The organism is Microcoleus sp. AT3-D2 (assembly GCF_036705715.1).
GTDB lineage: Bacteria > Cyanobacteriota > Cyanobacteriia > Cyanobacteriales > Microcoleaceae > Microcoleus.
This window is the reverse complement of record NZ_JAUBVE010000088.1, coordinates 1-16,564: the sequence shown is the minus strand read 5'-3', so window position 1 is coordinate 16,564 and position 16,564 is coordinate 1. Positions and strand designations below refer to the sequence as shown.

Annotated in this window: 13 protein-coding genes; 9 read left to right on the top strand and 4 right to left on the bottom strand. The window is 46.0% G+C overall.

All coding sequences use genetic code 11. From position 1 onward, the window contains the following. The first annotated feature begins 107 nt into the window (after nucleotides 1-107). Complete coding sequence (locus QUB44_RS26530; protein WP_333372205.1) at nucleotides 108-2,915, top strand: AAA-like domain-containing protein; 2,808 nt, start codon at nucleotides 108-110, stop codon at nucleotides 2,913-2,915. A 157-nt stretch (nucleotides 2,916-3,072) separates the two neighbouring features. On the opposite strand, the gene QUB44_RS26525 is transcribed toward QUB44_RS26530, so the two are convergent. Beyond that, on the bottom strand, nucleotides 3,073-3,537 hold the full coding sequence (locus QUB44_RS26525) for a COP23 domain-containing protein (RefSeq protein WP_333372203.1): 465 nt from the start codon (nucleotides 3,535-3,537) through the stop codon (nucleotides 3,073-3,075). Nucleotides 3,538-3,881: 344 nt separating this feature from the next. On the opposite strand from QUB44_RS26525, the gene QUB44_RS26520 reads away from it, so the two are divergent. The 6 genes from QUB44_RS26520 (at nucleotide 3,882) to QUB44_RS26495 (ending at nucleotide 11,290) form a co-directional block, all read left to right on the top strand. Then, a complete protein-coding gene (locus QUB44_RS26520; protein WP_006633674.1) occupies nucleotides 3,882-4,379 on the top strand; it encodes an HNH endonuclease in 498 nt (165 codons plus the stop codon). 238 nt (nucleotides 4,380-4,617) lie between these two features. After that, nucleotides 4,618-5,892: a bifunctional oligoribonuclease/PAP phosphatase NrnA gene (locus QUB44_RS26515; RefSeq protein WP_333372200.1), complete on the top strand. Its 1,275-nt coding sequence runs from the start codon at nucleotides 4,618-4,620 to the stop codon at nucleotides 5,890-5,892. 954 nt (nucleotides 5,893-6,846) lie between these two features. Then, nucleotides 6,847-8,301 (top strand): GAF domain-containing protein, encoded by a 1,455-nt coding sequence (locus QUB44_RS26510; protein ID WP_333372198.1) that lies wholly within the window; start codon nucleotides 6,847-6,849, stop codon nucleotides 8,299-8,301. Then, entirely contained in the window at nucleotides 8,301-9,347 is a 1,047-nt protein-coding gene (locus tag QUB44_RS26505; RefSeq protein WP_333372196.1) for a diguanylate cyclase domain-containing protein, read from the top strand. Before QUB44_RS26510 ends, QUB44_RS26505 begins: the two co-directional genes overlap by 1 nt. A gap of 70 nt (nucleotides 9,348-9,417) precedes the next feature. Then, nucleotides 9,418-9,912 carry a phosphohistidine phosphatase SixA gene (gene sixA / locus QUB44_RS26500; protein WP_333372225.1) on the top strand — a complete coding sequence of 165 codons (495 nt, stop codon included), beginning with the start codon at nucleotides 9,418-9,420 and terminating at the stop codon, nucleotides 9,910-9,912. 232 nt (nucleotides 9,913-10,144) lie between these two features. Continuing rightward, nucleotides 10,145-11,290 (top strand): citrate synthase, encoded by a 1,146-nt coding sequence (locus QUB44_RS26495; protein WP_333233543.1) that lies wholly within the window; start codon nucleotides 10,145-10,147, stop codon nucleotides 11,288-11,290. Between the two features lie 455 nt (nucleotides 11,291-11,745). Here QUB44_RS26495 and QUB44_RS26490 read toward each other — a convergent pair whose 3' ends face one another. Further along, nucleotides 11,746-12,249: a hypothetical protein gene (locus QUB44_RS26490; RefSeq protein ID WP_333054607.1), complete on the bottom strand. Its 504-nt coding sequence runs from the start codon at nucleotides 12,247-12,249 to the stop codon at nucleotides 11,746-11,748. Between the two features lie 292 nt (nucleotides 12,250-12,541). Between QUB44_RS26490 and QUB44_RS26485 the strand changes: the two genes are divergently transcribed. Together QUB44_RS26485 and QUB44_RS26480 are read left to right on the top strand one after the other, a co-directional pair. Continuing rightward, nucleotides 12,542-13,045 (top strand): hypothetical protein, encoded by a 504-nt coding sequence (locus QUB44_RS26485; protein WP_333261113.1) that lies wholly within the window; start codon nucleotides 12,542-12,544, stop codon nucleotides 13,043-13,045. Between the two features lie 105 nt (nucleotides 13,046-13,150). After that, the gene (locus QUB44_RS26480; RefSeq protein ID WP_333261116.1) at nucleotides 13,151-13,648 is read left to right on the top strand and encodes a tetratricopeptide repeat protein; all 498 of its coding nucleotides are present in this window, start codon (nucleotides 13,151-13,153) and stop codon (nucleotides 13,646-13,648) included. Nucleotides 13,649-13,813: 165 nt separating this feature from the next. On the opposite strand, the gene QUB44_RS26475 is transcribed toward QUB44_RS26480, so the two are convergent. Together QUB44_RS26475 and argZ are read right to left on the bottom strand one after the other, a co-directional pair. Continuing rightward, nucleotides 13,814-14,029: a hypothetical protein gene (locus tag QUB44_RS26475; protein ID WP_333372194.1), complete on the bottom strand. Its 216-nt coding sequence runs from the start codon at nucleotides 14,027-14,029 to the stop codon at nucleotides 13,814-13,816. A gap of 144 nt (nucleotides 14,030-14,173) precedes the next feature. Then, entirely contained in the window at nucleotides 14,174-16,288 is a 2,115-nt protein-coding gene (gene argZ / locus QUB44_RS26470; protein ID WP_333372192.1) for a bifunctional arginine dihydrolase/ornithine cyclodeaminase, read from the bottom strand. Nucleotides 16,289-16,564: the final 276 nt, after the last annotated feature.

Sequence of the window (16,564 nt, the reverse complement as noted above, 5' to 3'; positions counted from 1 at the left end):
TGCTACAATTTATCATACAGAATTATGCTTTAATAACGCCTCACTTCTTCAGTCCGCGAAGGCGGATTTTGTTTGTGTAGTAGCGGTTTCAACAGCCAATAACTTATATGAATTTTACCACAAAGCCCAGTTACTATCAAGTCGGGGGCAGTCTCACCAATAACGCTCCCAATTATGTGAAGCGGCAAGCCGACGACGATTTATATAACGGATTGAAAGCCGGAGAATTTTGCTATGTTTTGAATTCCCGGCAAATGGGCAAATCTAGCTTGCAGGTGCGGACAATTCAACGGCTGAGAAATGAAGGAATTGCTTGTGCTGCGATCGACATTTCGGAAATTGGCAACCGCGGCGTCACTCCCGAACAGTGGTATGCTGGTTTGCTACGCATTCTCGAAAATAACTTTAACCTGTCGGATATTGTCAACGTGCGGACTTGGTGGCGCGATCGCAATTTTTTAACTCCGGTTCAAAGATTGAGCGAATTCATCGAAACCGTACTTTTACCCAACATTACCAGCAATATTGTCATTTTTATTGACGAAATCGACAGCATTCTCGCCCTAGATTTTCCCGCCGACGATTTTTTAGCGTTAATTCGATCGTGCTACAACAAGCGCGCCAACCATTCAGAGTTCGATCGCCTAACTTGGGCCCTTTTAGGTGTAGCATCCCCGACGGATTTGTGCCGCGAGCAAAATGCCAGCAGCAATACCCCTTTTAATATTGGCAAGGCGATCGAATTAACTGGTTTTGACGAAACAGAAGCTCAACCGCTAGCAGTGGGGTTGGCAGAGCTTACAGACAGCCCTAATCAAGTTTTGAGAGAGGTTTTGTATTGGACGGGCGGGCAGCCTTTTTTGACTCAAAAGCTGTGCAAACTATTGTTGGAAAATGCCGAATTAATCCCGAATTTACCCCCCCCAGCCCCCCCTTGCCAAGGGGGGGAGGAAGATCCAACCCGTCCTTGCCAAGGGGGGGAGGAAGATGCAGCCACCCCTTGCCAACGGGGGGGAAAAGATAAAATTAACGCTTCTAAAGAGTGGGTGGAGAAGGTAGTGCGCTTGAAAATAGTGGAGAATTGGGAATCTCAGGATGTCCCAGAACATTTGTCCACAATTCGCGATCGGCTTTTCAAAGAAAACCAGCGCATTGTCAGGAGACTGGGATTGTATCAGCAAATTTTAGAGCAAGCTGAAATTGTCCCCGATGGCAGTGCCGAACAAATGGAATTACGATTGAGTGGATTAATCGTTAAGCGCACAGAAAGATTAACAATTTCTAATCCTATTTATGAAGCTGTATTTAATAAACAGTTAATTGAACAAAACTTAGAAAAACTCTCGCCTTACTCGGAAGCGATTAAACTCTGGCTAAATTCTAGCTGTGAAGATGATTCCCAACTTTTGCGAGGAGATGATTTGCAGTCAGCATTAGTTTGGGCGGCAGGAAAAAGTTTGAGAAACGAAGATTTTCAGTTTTTGACGGCTAGCCAGAAAGTTATTTTGAGCGACCAAAATCAACTGCTGCATTTAGCTACACTAGAAACCAAAAAAGCTGTCTGTGATGCCGAAAAAGCTTTGAGTGAAGCTGACTCTGCCAAACAGAAAGCCAAACAGTGGATCGGCATCGGTTCTGCGGTACTGGTGGCATCGTTACTGACGGCGATCGGCTTTTCAACTCTCGCTTACCAGCGGTTTAAACTAGCACAAGCAAGTATTGAAATCGAACAAAATGGCAGCGATGCTTTATTGTTGGCTTTTTCTCAAAAAACAGAAAATATCGAAGCTTTATCAGAAGCTTTACTGAGGGCGATCGCCTCCGGTAAAAAATTAAAAACCTTGGTTGAAAACAAACATAAGCTAGAACAATATCCGGCAACCAGACCCCTCTTAGCCTTACAAATAATTCTCGATAAAATTAGCGAAATACAGCCGATAAAAGCATCATCACTTCCGCAAAGAAAGAGCAAGTGGCAAGCTCATAAAGGTGCAGTTACCAGCGTCAATTTTAGCCCCAACAGGCAAATTTTAGCAACCGCAGGAATAGACGGTCAAGTTCGGATTTGGAACTTTTCCGGGCAAAAACTTGCTGAATGGAAAGCTTTGCAGCAGTCAGTTAATATGGTAAACTTTAGCCCGAATGGTAAATTTTTAGCGACCGCAGGAAGGGACAGCACAGTTAAAATATGGAATTTATCAGGGAAAAATATTTCTACTTTGAAAGGAATTAAAGGCTCTGTTACCAGCATCAGTTTTAGTCCCGAAGGAAAGTTATTAGCGGCGGCAGGGATAGACAGCTATGCTGCAATTTGGGATTTGTCTAAACTGCCACAATTAGTATCGTCTAGCCTGAAACTCCCAGGTCACAACGGCTTAGTGAGAAGCGTAAATTTTAGCCCAAAGGGCGATTTCATAACGACTTTAGATGGCAAATCTACAGTGCGGCTTTGGAATTTGTCTGGCAAGCTGAAAAAAACACTGCCTATTCAGGCAATTGGAATCAGTTTCACTCCGGCTCAACACCAGTATCGCTTTGCTACAGTAACATTGAATGGCAAAGTTGGGCTGTGGAATCTGTCAGAAAAAGAATTAGTTAAGGAATTTCAAACCTTGCATTTTGATGCGAAATCAATTAGTTTTAGTCCCGACGGAGAACTGCTTGCTACAGTGGGAATTGACAAGACTGTACGACTGTGGAATTTAGCGGGGCGGCAGGTTGCTCAATTTGAGTTTGAGGAGAATGTTGTTAGTGTCAGTTGGAGTGGAGACGGAAAGCAAATTGCTGTAGCTGGAAGCAACGGCACTGTCTGGCTGAGGCAGGTTGAAGGGTTAGAAGAATTGCTGAAGCAAAGCTGCAATTTTTTTACCACTCAACCGAACTATTTGACCAGAGTTTCAACTATCTGCAAGTAGGGACACTCCAAGAGCCCATTAGTGTCAACTTAAGCTGTCAGCCCGCCAAGTCCGTTAGTCATCCATCAAGTCCGCCAGGGGTTTAAACCCCTGCCGGACTATTGGTTGTACCTTAAGTTGACACCTATGGGCAGTGCCATGTCCCTACTAATGACTATCAATTTACTTTAACAGGCGAAACACTTACATTAGGATTTGTGACTCTTTTTAAGAGTTCTTGTCGGGCTTGTTCGGGATTTTGACCTTTGGGTACTTGATATAATAATCTACAGGAACCGTCTTGAGGGTTAGCTGCACAAATAATTAGTTGACCGTTGGATGATGCACCTGCTGTGACAACATTCTCCCAGCTTCCTTGCGGTTGCGAGTTGTTGAGAATTCCTGAGACTCTGGTGCACCGAGTAATCGCATCTTCTCCTGATTCATTGAAATAGTTATCAGCTAGCCATAGAATAACGGGAATATTTTTGCCTTGTTGGACAGCAATTGTAGCTGGGCGACCGCCAGCAGCGCCGCAGAAGAATGAAGGCGCTTGGGCAAAGGCTGGACTGTTTGCTAAAATCGGAGCAACAAGGGCAATAATTGACGCGCTAAAAGCTGACTTTAAGAGCCGAAATTCCATGAGCAGTAATAAGCTTTTTCATTTAAGGTTACTAATAGTCTAAAAAGTTAAACTGTTTGTTGCCGGGAAGATTAGGCATTTAGAGAAAAAAATAAAATTTATTTTGCAAATTTTTGCGATCGCACACACTGGCCTCCTCTAAGCCAAAACTCCGGGAAAAAAGCTCGCGGGCAAACACCAAAGGCAGAAAATAGATGCAGCCACAGGGGGCGCAGGCGCGAAGGTATAGGGTAAAGGAGTGGTTTTTTACCTTTTTTTGCTGAGCCTCGCTGTTCCAGATGCCGTCCCACCTAAAGTGGAACCTGTGTTAACATCGAAAAAAATATTCTCTTTAATAATCAACAATGGGCAATGTTCTGGTGCTGAACGCCTCCTACGAACCCCTTAACATCACCAATTGGCGAAGGGCGGTAGTTTTGTTGCTGAAAGGAAAAGCAGAACAGGTAGAACACAACGGGAAATTTATTGCGCCAAACTTCCCGCTACCAACTGTGATCCGACTGCGGCATTACGTCCGAGTTCCCTATAAGGATATTCCGCTAACCCGCCGGAACATCTTGCACCGGGATGCACACTCTTGTCAATACTGTAGTTATACGGGGGACGATTTAACCCTCGATCATGTAATTCCCCGATCGCGCGGAGGAGGCGACAGTTGGGAAAACCTCGTCACCGCTTGCGTGCGCTGCAATGTCAATAAAGGCAGCCGGACGCCGAAAGAAGCGGGAATGTCGCTGCGCTATCCGCCTAGGAAACCTCACAGCGGTCTTTATTTTGAAGTCACTAAACACGTTAAGAGCGGTATGCACAAAGAATGGCAAAAATATGTAATAGGCCTTTAAAACCCCTGTCAGCGCAAGCGCGGGGGTTTTTTGTGAGAGTTATTAGTTCTGAGATTGCTTCGTTCATGGCAACACACACACTCTGCATGAAGTAAAAAAGTAAACAGAGAATTTACGCTCTTAAATCAGGTTTGTCGTAAAAAGTATGGGCTTTGACAAACAGGCATCTACAAAGAAACCGGGTTTAAGATCGAATGTCGTGCAAATCCTGAAATAGTTAAATTGTTAATTTTCAACGATGAAAGACCATCCCCCTAACAATTCCGATGAAACATCCGGCAACCGCGAAGGTGAACTTGAGGCCAGCAGCGAGGTTGTACCCGGAGTGAGTGCGCCGGGGAAACGGCGCAGCAAAGCCGAAGTTGCTTCCGAAGAGAATCGCGGCCGTCTCCGCGAGGAATTACACGATCGCAAAGTCGAGCAATTGCGCCAAATGTTCGATCGGCACAAAGGCACTCGCCAGTTAATCTTGCTGCAAGATTTTCCAGATCCCGACGCACTATCAAGCGCTTGGACTTACAAATTAATCGCCGAACAGTACGATATCCAATGCGAGATTATCTACGCCGGCGCCCTCAGCCACCAAGAAAATATTGCTTTAGTTAAATTGACAGGGTTGCCGTTGCAGCGCTGGACTGTGGAAACACTAAAAACTAAGGATTTGTCGGTGTTTCAGGGCTGCGCTTTCATTGACAATCAAGGGACGACTTGTAACTTAACCGAGTATATTTTAGCGGCTGGAGTTTCGATCGCTGCCGTCATTGATCATCACAATTTGCAGGGGGAAATGAATGCAGAATTTACCGATTTGCGCCCTCAAATCCGCGCTACAGCCACGATTTTTGCCGAGTATTTACAGTCTGGACTTTTAGCTCTCGACGCCAGCGTCAGTCTGCACATCAAGTGCGCTACAGCTTTAATGCACGGTTTGCGATCGGATACGATCGCCCTCAGACAAGCTCAGGAGGAAGACTTTTTAGCGGCGGCTTATTTGAGCCGGTTTTACGACCCGCAGTTGCTGAATGCCGTGTTACAGTCGTCTCGTTCTAAGTGGGTGATGGACGCGATCGAGCGATCGCTCAAACACCGCACCGTCCAGAACAATTTTTCGATCGCCGGTATCGGCTACCTCCGCTATGACGATCGGGATTCTATTCCCCAAGCCGCGGACTTTTTAGTAACAGAAGAGAACGTACACACAGCAGTTGTCTACGCAATTGTTCACGACAAAGACGAAGAAATTGAAGTAGTAATTGGCTCGCTGCGAACTAATAAACTTACTCTCGACCCTGACGAATTCATTAAAGAAGCCTTCGGTCAAGATGCTCAAGGACGCTTTTTTGGGGGTGGCAGAAGTCAAGCAGGAGGTTTTGAAATTCCGGTGGGATTTCTTTCTGGCGGAAATGAGAACAGCGATTATGCAAGGCTAAAATGGGAAGTATTCGATGATCAGATCAAGCAAAAGTTGCTGCATTTAATTAGTCCTAAAGACAATCCTGTTTACGATCATTAACTCTGGAGTTTCTAGGTGCGGTCTTGATTCCAGCAACAGCCTGGGAAGGCTGTTGCTGGGTTCGGCCTCCGGTTCCTACCAGGTTTTGCCGCGTTTTTTTCTGCTTCCGCGCAAAATCTTAACTTGACAATCAGTCATGCCCGCACTCCAACTCTCATCAACTGGGTTTTTTAACTCTTATTGAGGGTTTTAATTCACGCCTAGTCTACCTCTGCCAGGAACAGGCTTTCCGGCCTGTTCCACAAAAATTAAATTTTCTTGTGGGTAGTACGGGTAGGGCAGGAGAATCCGCCCATAAAAAGTTTATTTAAAATCGTGCAATATGTCAGTTTTAACGAAGTAAGGAGGTTGAAAAACTCGGTTGAGTTCTCCAAGACTAACAGTAATAAATTTTCTACCAATTTTTCCAAATCATACACTAAAGAAACCGGGTTTTTTAACAATTGTCAAGGGATACCACGAAGTATTTTGATAAAAAAACCAGGTTAGGGGGCAAATTTAGTGGATCTAATTTACTAAGCTCCACAATAATTATTAGGTTTTAACAATTATACAGGGTTGATTTTTTGAGATTTTATTCGCTAAATCAATCACAAGTTGTTATAGTTGGTGCACTAGCTTTTCTATAATAATTAGCAAAAAAACGCTTGAGAAGAAGTAAAATAGATACCAAACTACCTAAAGTTTTGGCTAAATGACATCAAAAAAGGAATTGTAGCAGTAAAAGAAAGTTTTGGTCGCAACATAAATATTGTTTTTTTTCTAAGCCCAGCTAGCGATTCCTACGAGTTAAAACAAATTATTATATTTATTTGTTGCGGGTTAGAATAAGCTGTTCATCATTTAAATTTTCGAGGCTATCTAAGCAAGTATTGGGTTTCAACCTCTGAAACACGCCTTTTAAATGCACAACAGCTTAGTAGAAAATAGCTTAAAAAAACAAGGAACACGGAGATGTCTACAAAAAAGACTTTCTCTTGGTCGTTAGAGAAAAGCATAGAAAAAGTTTCAGAAATTGCACTTAAAATCAACTATTTCGTGGATCTGAAGACAATTTTGCAATGTGCGCTAGAAGAAACCAGGGTGCTGCTGCAAACAGATCGCGTGATTATTTATCGCGTGATTATTTATCGCTTCCTACCGCATAGAGATAGGGTAGTATTTGCTGAGTCTGTTGGTGATCAGTGGCTACCAATCCAGGGACAACTGATTCATGACCCTTGCCTGGAAGCAACCTGGGTAGATCGTTACAGCCAGGGACAAACAAGTGCAATTTCTGATATTCACGCTGGTGATCTTCAAGCTTGTGATGTCGAATTGCTCGATCGCATCCAAGTTCAGGCAAATTTAGTGGCGCCAATCTTGTTAGATTGCCAACAGCAGCAATCTCCGAAGCTTTGGGGACTGTTGATTGCTCATCACTGCCGAAGTCCGCGTCAGTGGGAACCTATCGACTTTGAGATCCTGCAACAGGTTGCAATGCACATCGGGTTGAGGATGCGGCACTTGGAATCTCACGGCCCGGCGATCGGGCCAAATCAACCACCGGAACTCGAAACAGAACCAAATCAAACTGATCCAAATACAGAAAGCGCGCCAAGAGTCAATCATCAAAATTGTCTACAACCAGAGTTTGCCTGTTCCCTGAGTGGCGATATTGTCCACCTCAAAGCCTTTGACTTGTTGCAAAACCCGATCTGGATATTTGATATTGAGCATTGGCAAATCCGGTGGGCCAACCAAGCGTCCTTGTACCTGTGGAATGCTTCGACGCGGCAGCAATTGGCGAGCCACAACTTTAGGGATATGTTGTCAGAGTCTACTCGGATTCGCTTGCAGACCTATCGACCGCAGTTTGAACAAGGCCAAACCTTGTCCAAGCAGTGGACGTTTTATCCGGGCGGTGAGCCTGTTTCTGTCGGCTGTAGGTGTTCTGGCATCAGGATTGATGGCGGGCGTTTGGCAATCCTGGTCGAGGGTAAGGTCGAAACCGCTCCTCAAATCGAACCGGAGACCCTGCGATCGATCGAGGCAACCCGACACACCACGCTGATGGTTTCGCTGTACACCCTCGAAGGTGTGCCGCTGCTGCAAAACCCGGCGGCCTTGCGCTGTTATGGGGAGGCGTTGCACCCTGACTCTGCGACAGATCATGCTTTTCTGAGTCTCTTTGTTGACTCTCAGGTAGCAGAGCGAGCAATGGCAGTTCTTAAGTCCGGTGAGGTATTTAGCACGGAGGCTCAAGTGATTACTCTGGCGGGAATTCGCTGGCATGGGATGGACGTGCGGTGTACCAACGACCCGGTAACAGGCAACCCGATGTTGCTTGTGAACGAAAAGGACATTACCGACCGCCAGCAGACAGAAACAGCCCTGCAAAAGAGTCAGATATTCATACCTTACAACTGATGGCGGGGTTTTTGGGGGGTAGCCTGCATCTGGCTTCAGAGTTTGATGCTAAAAACATTCTCCTGAGTCAATTGCTCGAAAGCGAGGAACGGTATCGTTCTGTGATTACAAGCATGACTGAAGGCGTCGTACTTCAGCTAGCAGACGGGCAAATTACTACCTGTAATGCAAGTTCCGAAAGGATTATAGGGCTGACCCCTGAACAAATGATGGGGCGTAGATCCATAAATGTAGACTGGCGAACCGTTCAGGAAGATGGCTCTCCCTTCCCCTGCCAACAGCATCCGGCAATGATTACCCTACGGACGGGAAAACCGGTATCAAATGTGGTGATGGGCATTCACAAATCGGATAAAACGCTGACTTGGATTTCGATTAATTCGCAACCGCTGTTCCAAATGAATCAGTCTCAACCCTATGGGGTAGTAACAACTTTTGCTGATATTACAGAACGCAAACAGGCGGAGGAGATGCTCAGAAATCAGGCTCAGCGAGACAGATTAATCGCCGCGACAGATGGGTTAACCCAAGTAGCAAACCGTCGCTGTTTCGATGAGCAATTGCAGTCGGAATGGCAGCGATTGAACCAGGGACAAAACCTGCTGTCCCTGATCATGTTGGATGTAGATTATTTCAAGCGATATAACGATTGCTACGGACATCAAGCTGGGGATATTTGTTTAGTAAAAGTGGCTTCATCGGCGGCACAAGCGGTTAAACGTTCATCGGATCTGTTTGCACGTTACGGGGGCGAAGAATTCGCTGCTATCCTACCGAATACGGATGCGGATGGCGCGATCGCCGTTGCTGAGTCGATCCGAGAGGCAATCCGAGATTTGGGAATTCCTCACGAGCAATCTGATGTGAGCGCGATCGTGACCGTTAGCATGGGAATTGCAACTGTGATTCCCACTGCGGAAATATCACCAGATGAACTCATTGCCCTCGCCGATCAAGCATTATATGATGCGAAACGACAAGGGCGCGATCGCTACAGAAGCGCCAACCAGATGACGGCGCCAGATTTCAATGCAGTTGTAGAATAGGCAAAATATGTCGATCGCGCCAAACTGCACCCATAAGTTTGATCGCACAGCTATCAAAAGGACAGCGACAGTGCATTTATATCTGATCCGCCACGGTATCGCAGCCGCACCCGAAGAATATGATACAGACTCAGAACGCCCGCTGACTAAAGAGGGCGATCGTAAAACCAGGAAAATTGCCCAACGGCTGTACGAACTCGAAATTCAGTTTGACCTGATTCTCGCCAGTCCCTTACTGCGCGCGCAGCAAACCGCCAAAATCCTGCAAACAGTCGGTCTGAGTTCCCAAATAGAAGAATCCGCCACCCTCGCACCTTCAGGAGACATCGGGAACTGGCTGGAGTGGTACAAACAGTGGCAGGAAATAGGTAGCGGCAGCTTGGCCCTGGTGGGCCACCAACCAGACTTAGGCCACTGGGCAGAAACTTTGCTTTGGGCTCGATCGCAAGATGGCCTGATTCTCAAAAAAGCAGGTATCATCGGCTTAATCCTCCCGGAAACCGGCTCCCCAGTGGGCCGCAGCCAAATGTTTTGGCTAACTGCGCCCAAGTTTTTGCTGCGCTAGAAACAGCGAACCCCCCGACATTAACAGGAGGCGTCAGCCCTCTTAAAACCGCATTCTGGGACTGCGAAACCGGGAAAAACCGGCGACAATACGCAGCGGTGCGATCGGGCTGTCTGTTGAAAAACCCGGTTTCTGAACCCAAATTAAAGGATTATTTGTCAAGACTGCGACACTATCTTCGTTTCTGGTAATGTACTTTTAGTAGATTGAACTCACACAAAACGGTATCGCAATGGTCGTCGGCGAATTCAAACCAGGTTTAGAAGGTGTTCCCGCCACCTTGTCCAGCATTAGCTACGTCGATGGACAAAAAGGGTTGCTGGAATATCGCGGGATTAGCATCGAGGAACTGGCACTGAAAAGTTCCTTTCTCGAAACTTCATATTTATTAATCTGGGGGGTACTTCCGACAAAGGAAGAACTAGAAGCTTTCGAGCATGAAATTCGCTATCACCGCCGGATCAAATATCGCATCCGGGACATGATGAAATGCTTTCCAGAAAGAGGACATCCCATGGACGCCCTGCAAGCTTCAGCGGCCGCCCTGGGCTTGTTCTACTCCCGCAGAGCCCTGGCTAACCCAGCATACATTCGAGAAGCTGTAGTGCGACTGCTAGCTAAGATTCCCACAATGGTAGCAGCGTTCCAGCAAATGCGACGGGGAAATGACCCGGTGCGGCCGAGGGATGACTTGAACTACTCGGCTAACTTTCTTTATATGCTCAACGAGCAAGAACCCGATCCGCTGTTAGCTAGCATTTTTGACACTTGTCTGACTCTCCACGCTGAACATACAATTAATGCCTCTACATTTTCGGCAATGGTAACAGCTTCGACACTGACAGACCCTTACGGGGTAATTGCTTCAGCAGTTGGCACTTTGGCTGGCCCGCTGCACGGGGGAGCTAATGAAGAAGTGATTGATATGTTGCAGCAAATTGGTTCGGTAGAAAATGTGCGGCCTTTTGTCGAGAAGTGTGTTGCAAATAAGGACAAAATCATGGGTTTCGGTCACCGAGTTTACAAGGTGAAAGATCCGAGAGCAACTATTCTTCAGAGGTTAGCGGAACAGTTGTTTGAGAACTTCGGCCGCGATGATTATTACGACATTGCTGTCAAGTTGGAAGAAGTGGTTGAAGAGAAATTGGGCCAGAAAGGAATTTATGCAAATGTAGATTTCTATTCTGGTTTGGTTTACCGAAAAATGGGAATTCCGCTGGACTTATTTACACCAGTTTTTGCGATCGCCCGCGTTGCCGGCTGGTTAGCCCACTGGAAGGAACAACTAGAGGCAAACCGCATTTACCGCCCGACTCAAATATATACGGGGAGTCACGGTGCTCCTTATATTGCGATCGAGGACAGACTCCCATCCTAAAGCACAATTATCAACCCAGATATGACAATGGCGAGAGGAATTGTTTGGCTTTCGTGAAGTGTTGAATTAAAAATTGCTTTCGCCTTCCGAGTCAGGAAACAATCTCTGTCTGCCAAAAACTGTCCTGCTGGGTTGCACCCCTCTTGTATGTTGTGCTGTTGGTTGGCGACAATAGTAAGAAGTGACGATTTTCAGGAACTCCGGTCCTCAGACTTGCTGGTCTGAGGCTTTTTATTGCAATATTAATATAAACCACGCCAGTAACGTGCTACATTACTGGGCCTGTAATATCATGTCCGATCGATTGACCATAATATCCCGGTCGGGCGGGTTTTTGAGATTGTCAATTATTGGCCGATATTGGCAGGTTTACCCGCCCCTACCTGATTTCGGGCGAAGCGAAGCGGAGGGAATCGACCGGACATGATATAAGGGGGGCGAGGCGCACCGTACTTTTATTCCTCCGAATCTACCTGCTTAACTTCCTCCAAAGTTAGCCCCAGCAACTCTGCTATTTGCTCGTCTTTCAAGCCGAATTGGCGTAACTTACCAACCATTTCAATCTTGGCTTGATACTGGTCTCGCTGAAAGTCAGGAGTCGCAGGCCGGCTTTTATTAGGGGTAGGAGTGGGGCGATCGGAGCAAATATTGATGTAACCCATAATGTTGCTAATATTGTTATCGCCAAAACTAATATTGAGATTTCCTTTCCGTTCTAAAACCGATTTAAGATTGTGTTTATCAACGGGTTCATCAAACACATCTGATAACATTTGCAAAAGTTCGTAACCTCTATCCTTAACGTGACCTTCCGAAAGACGATAACTATCGGCAATCTCAGCATACTTTTGTCGATTCAGAGTTCCCTCGATAATTCCACGCTGTAAATCATTGAGGCGTTTACCTGTCTTATCGTAGACAACTTGATCTACAAATTCGAGTACCTCGCGAATATCCATTATCAAGGCTGTGAGAAACTTCGATTATTATATCCGACTTTAACCGCCTCGATCCGTCTTTTTCCGACTTATAACTCAAAGGTTAGAAAGATCCGTCTTTTCCCGCTTTTCAGCTTAGGGGCGATCGCTATAGTATGTGGAGGAGTGATAAAGATGAGCTTGACATAAAGCGGTAGCTGTAAGCAAAAGGCTATTCGAGAGAATTCTCAAAGCGCTGACGCTGATCGGTTCTAAGAAAAAAGCTGTAGGCTGAGCACTCAATACACTAGAAAAGCTCAAGGAACCAAGTGTTATGGCCAGACTTAAACTTCTGCGTGTGGCGACTTCCCTTTCTGCTGTCGTAATTCCGTTTTTGCCTTTGGGTTACAGCGGTGCGATCGCTCAAGAGTATCCGGGCTGTTTCTGGACAGATCCCAAAACGGGCAACCACATATCCCTTGAGCCACTATGTGAGAGAGGACGGATAGACGATGCTATAAAGGCAATAGAACGAAATCAGAACCCCTTAATTGCTAACTTAAGAGTATCCTCAGACTTAAAAAAAGGAATAGAAAATTGGGCTCTCATTGAAGGTAAAATCACGAACCGCAGCAGTAGACCCATTAAGATTGGTACCCCAAATATTCAGATCGGTAAAGGCAATACAATTCTCTACACGCATCTGGTGAGAATTAATCAAACGTTACAGCCTGGTCAATCAGTTGGTATCAACGAATCGATTCTTAAAAGTTGGTTAGGAGTAAGTTTTATGGGTGGACTGGAAGTTAAAATTGAGGATTGGGACTCTAGCGACTAAGGGGAATTAAAATCTATCCTCTTTATTTCATAAATCGCCCGACCCGAAAGGATAAAAAGCTTAAAAATGCGCTCAATATACTTACATACACCCATCAATTTAATCATGAATTTTCTATACCAAGCTATTTCCATCGTGGTAATTCCACTCACAATAGGTATAACCCCTAATGCTGCGTCTAGCCATGCTCCCGTAGTTATTATATCTCAAGCGAGTTCCACAGACTTCTATACAAGGGGTGACGACTTTTTTAATAACAAAGACTATAAAGGAGCAATTGAAGCCTACACCCAAGCTATCAAAATAAATCCTAATTTTGCTGAAGCACACCAAAGCCGATGTTTGTCACGACTTCTGATCGGGGACTATCCTGCTGCACTTGGAGACTGCAATAATGCCATCCGCATTCGACCTAATTATGCTGATGCTTACCGCATTCGGGGTACTGTTCGTCTTAACTTAAAAGATATTAGAGCAACAGTTGCCGACTGGCAAACAGCAGCCAACCTTTATAATGCTCAAGGAGATAGAGAAAGCTTTGAGTACATGATGTCTCGCCTCAAAAACGTTCAGCAAGAACTTCAGCGGATACAGCAGCGATGACTGGGAATTTTAACCTTTGAAAAAAATATAACGAGCAACGTTACCTGTGGCCGCTAGCCAGTATTATTGATGCCCCACGCACAAAATTAGCGGGCGATCGTACTCAAGCGTTTTTTTGGGTATTGTGGGTGAGAGGCAATATTTATCATGGCAAAAACCCGGTTTCTACCTTGATTTGAGAGGACGGGCGATCGCACTCAAGAAACCGGGTTTTCGATCGCGATATAAAGGTGAGATAGTTTGTGGCAAATTTGGCAAGGAGCGATCTGTTTTTATGCCTTTACGCCACGGTGAGCGATCGGTTTTGTCCCCTGGTACGCCAGGGGTTGAAAACCCCTGTCTCATAGCGAAAGTCGGTTGAAACCGACTGGAAAAAAACATTAAAATGCTTGTAAAAAATGTATTTTTCAGTCCTCTTTTAGAGGACTTTCGCTATGAGACGGGGGTTTTTAACCCCCGGCGGGCTTGTGGGTTGGCGTACAGATTTTGACTTGTTTTGACAAGAAGCGGTTTCAACCGCCGAATCTACACAGATTGAGCTACATGATGGCGGCTGGTCAATTTATCCAATTGATTCACCAACAAACTTAGGAACAATCCCACATCGGTAACAACTCCAATAGACTCGATCGAACCCCGATCGCTCAATTTCGTCACCACCGCCGGATTAATGTCCACACAGACCATCTTCACACCAGCCGGCGTCATATTTCCCACACCAATTGAGTGCAGCATAGACGACAGCATTAACACCATATCCGCACCGCGTAACAGCTCAGTATATTCTTCTTGAGCCTTAACTAAATCCATTTGCGTGTCGGGAAGTGGGCCGTCATCGCGGATCGAACCGGCAAGAGAAAAGGGTATATTGTTCTTGACGCACTCATACATCACACCGTTAGTAACCAAGCCTGCTTCAACAGCTTTTGCAATACTCCCGTAACGCCGCACACTGTTAATTATTTTCAAGTGGTGCCGATGTCCGCCGCGCACAGCAATACCGCGTTTCATGTCAACCCCTAAAGAGGTTCCCATATTCGATTGTTCCATGTCGTGAACTGCGATCGCATTTCCGCCCAACAGCGCTTGTACGTAACCTTCGCGAATCAAATGCGCTAAATGTTCGCCACCGCCAGTGTGGATAACAACAGGCCCTGCGGTAACTACAACTTTGCCACCTCGATCGCGAATTTGGCGCAATTCCCAGGCTACTTGTTCCACCACCAATTCTACGCGGCGCTCGCTAGAAACGCTGCCAGACATAAAGCTGAATTCTTGAGAATTGCGCTGTTCCCGCGACTCTGTTTTGCGGATAGTGCGGATGCCGACTACATCAACAACAACTTTTTCTCCTACTTTTAAGTCGCGCAATAATTTGCATTTAGCCACTATACCATCAGGAGTTTCAGTAATAGCAACTGCTCCATCCATCCGCTGATTTTGCGCTTTCACCCACTGACCATTTACCCGCACTTCCGTGGGATAAATCGTACTTACATAAAAGTCGTCCGGGCCGACACCATCTTGGACTACAGGTTCTAAAATAGCGTCGCAAATCTCTTGTGGTGGCGGCACTGCACCCAAGTCAATCAGCATTCCCATCATTTCTTCCATCACATCGTGGGAAGGAGCCGAAACTTTAACGTCGGCAGATGATGTGCTTTGGCGCTGCTCTCCTAGATTGAAATTGAGCACTTGGAAACTGCCACCGAGATCGACAATTAAGTCTAAAGCGCGACTGATTAAACCAGCATCGAGCAAGTGACCTTCCATGCGAATTGTGCGGCTTTCTACCATCACATTTGCCGATCGATCTTCTTGCACCGGTTCCGTTACCCGCAGCGTCAAACACTTACAGGCGCCGCCCGCTTTCAGAAATTCGCTCATCGGCGTTTCAATTACTTGAAAACCGGCTTTAGTAATGCGCGTTTTCAAGGCTTCGCTAACCTTGTTCATTACCACAACTTTGTCAATATTGACGGCATTGCAGGCAAAATTTGCGGCATCGGCTTCTTCAATGGCAATGCGTTTTTCCGGCGCAACTCGCATTTCAATTAAGCGGTTGGAGTAGGAGTCAAATGCTGCTGGATAGTAGAGCAAATAGCCGCCTGTCAAGGGACAAAAACAGGTGTCTAGGTGATAGAAACGTTCGTCAACTAAACGCAGGGAAAGCACTTCTATGTTGAGCCATTTTGCTAGTAACGGGTGCGAGTCGAGTTCGGAACGGAAGCCGTATCCGGCCCACAACCAGCGTCCTTCGCGATCGAGCAAAGCATCGCCAGCGCCCTCAAACGGCAAGTCTTTCGGGAGTTCGTGTACGGTGAAACCTTTGCTTTCAAACCATGCTTTGAAATAGGGTTCTTCGCCTTGGCGTTCTTTGTGATAGAAACGGCTGAGGACGAAGGTATTGCCTAAAAGTAAGCCTGCGTTGGCGGTGAAAACCATATCCGGCCAGCCTTTTTCGGGCGGTACGAGGTCTACCACGGCGTTTTCTTTGAGGACGTGGTAAAGTTTTTCCCACTGTTCGACGGCGCGATCGCGCGATGATTTGTGGACATTTCCCTCCATCCACGGATTAATCACGTAATCCACATCGTAGTGGTCGGGAGCACACATGAGGAAGCGAATTGAGTCAGTCATAATTCAGTTAAAATGTGGTAGACGCTACAGCAGACGTATGTTGACAGAGTTTGTATAATGGCAACTGTAATATTGACTACTAATTTTAGCAGCGCAACGTCTGGAGCCTCAAAAGGCTAACTCTTTATTATATCATGTTTAATATGAGATTACACTAAGGAATGAGAATTAAATAACTTCCACAAGTTTGTGGGATGGGCGTCCCGCCCGTCTTTTAAGGACGGGCGGGACGCCCATCCCACAATAACAATTAAAATTGTAAGTTATTTAATTCGC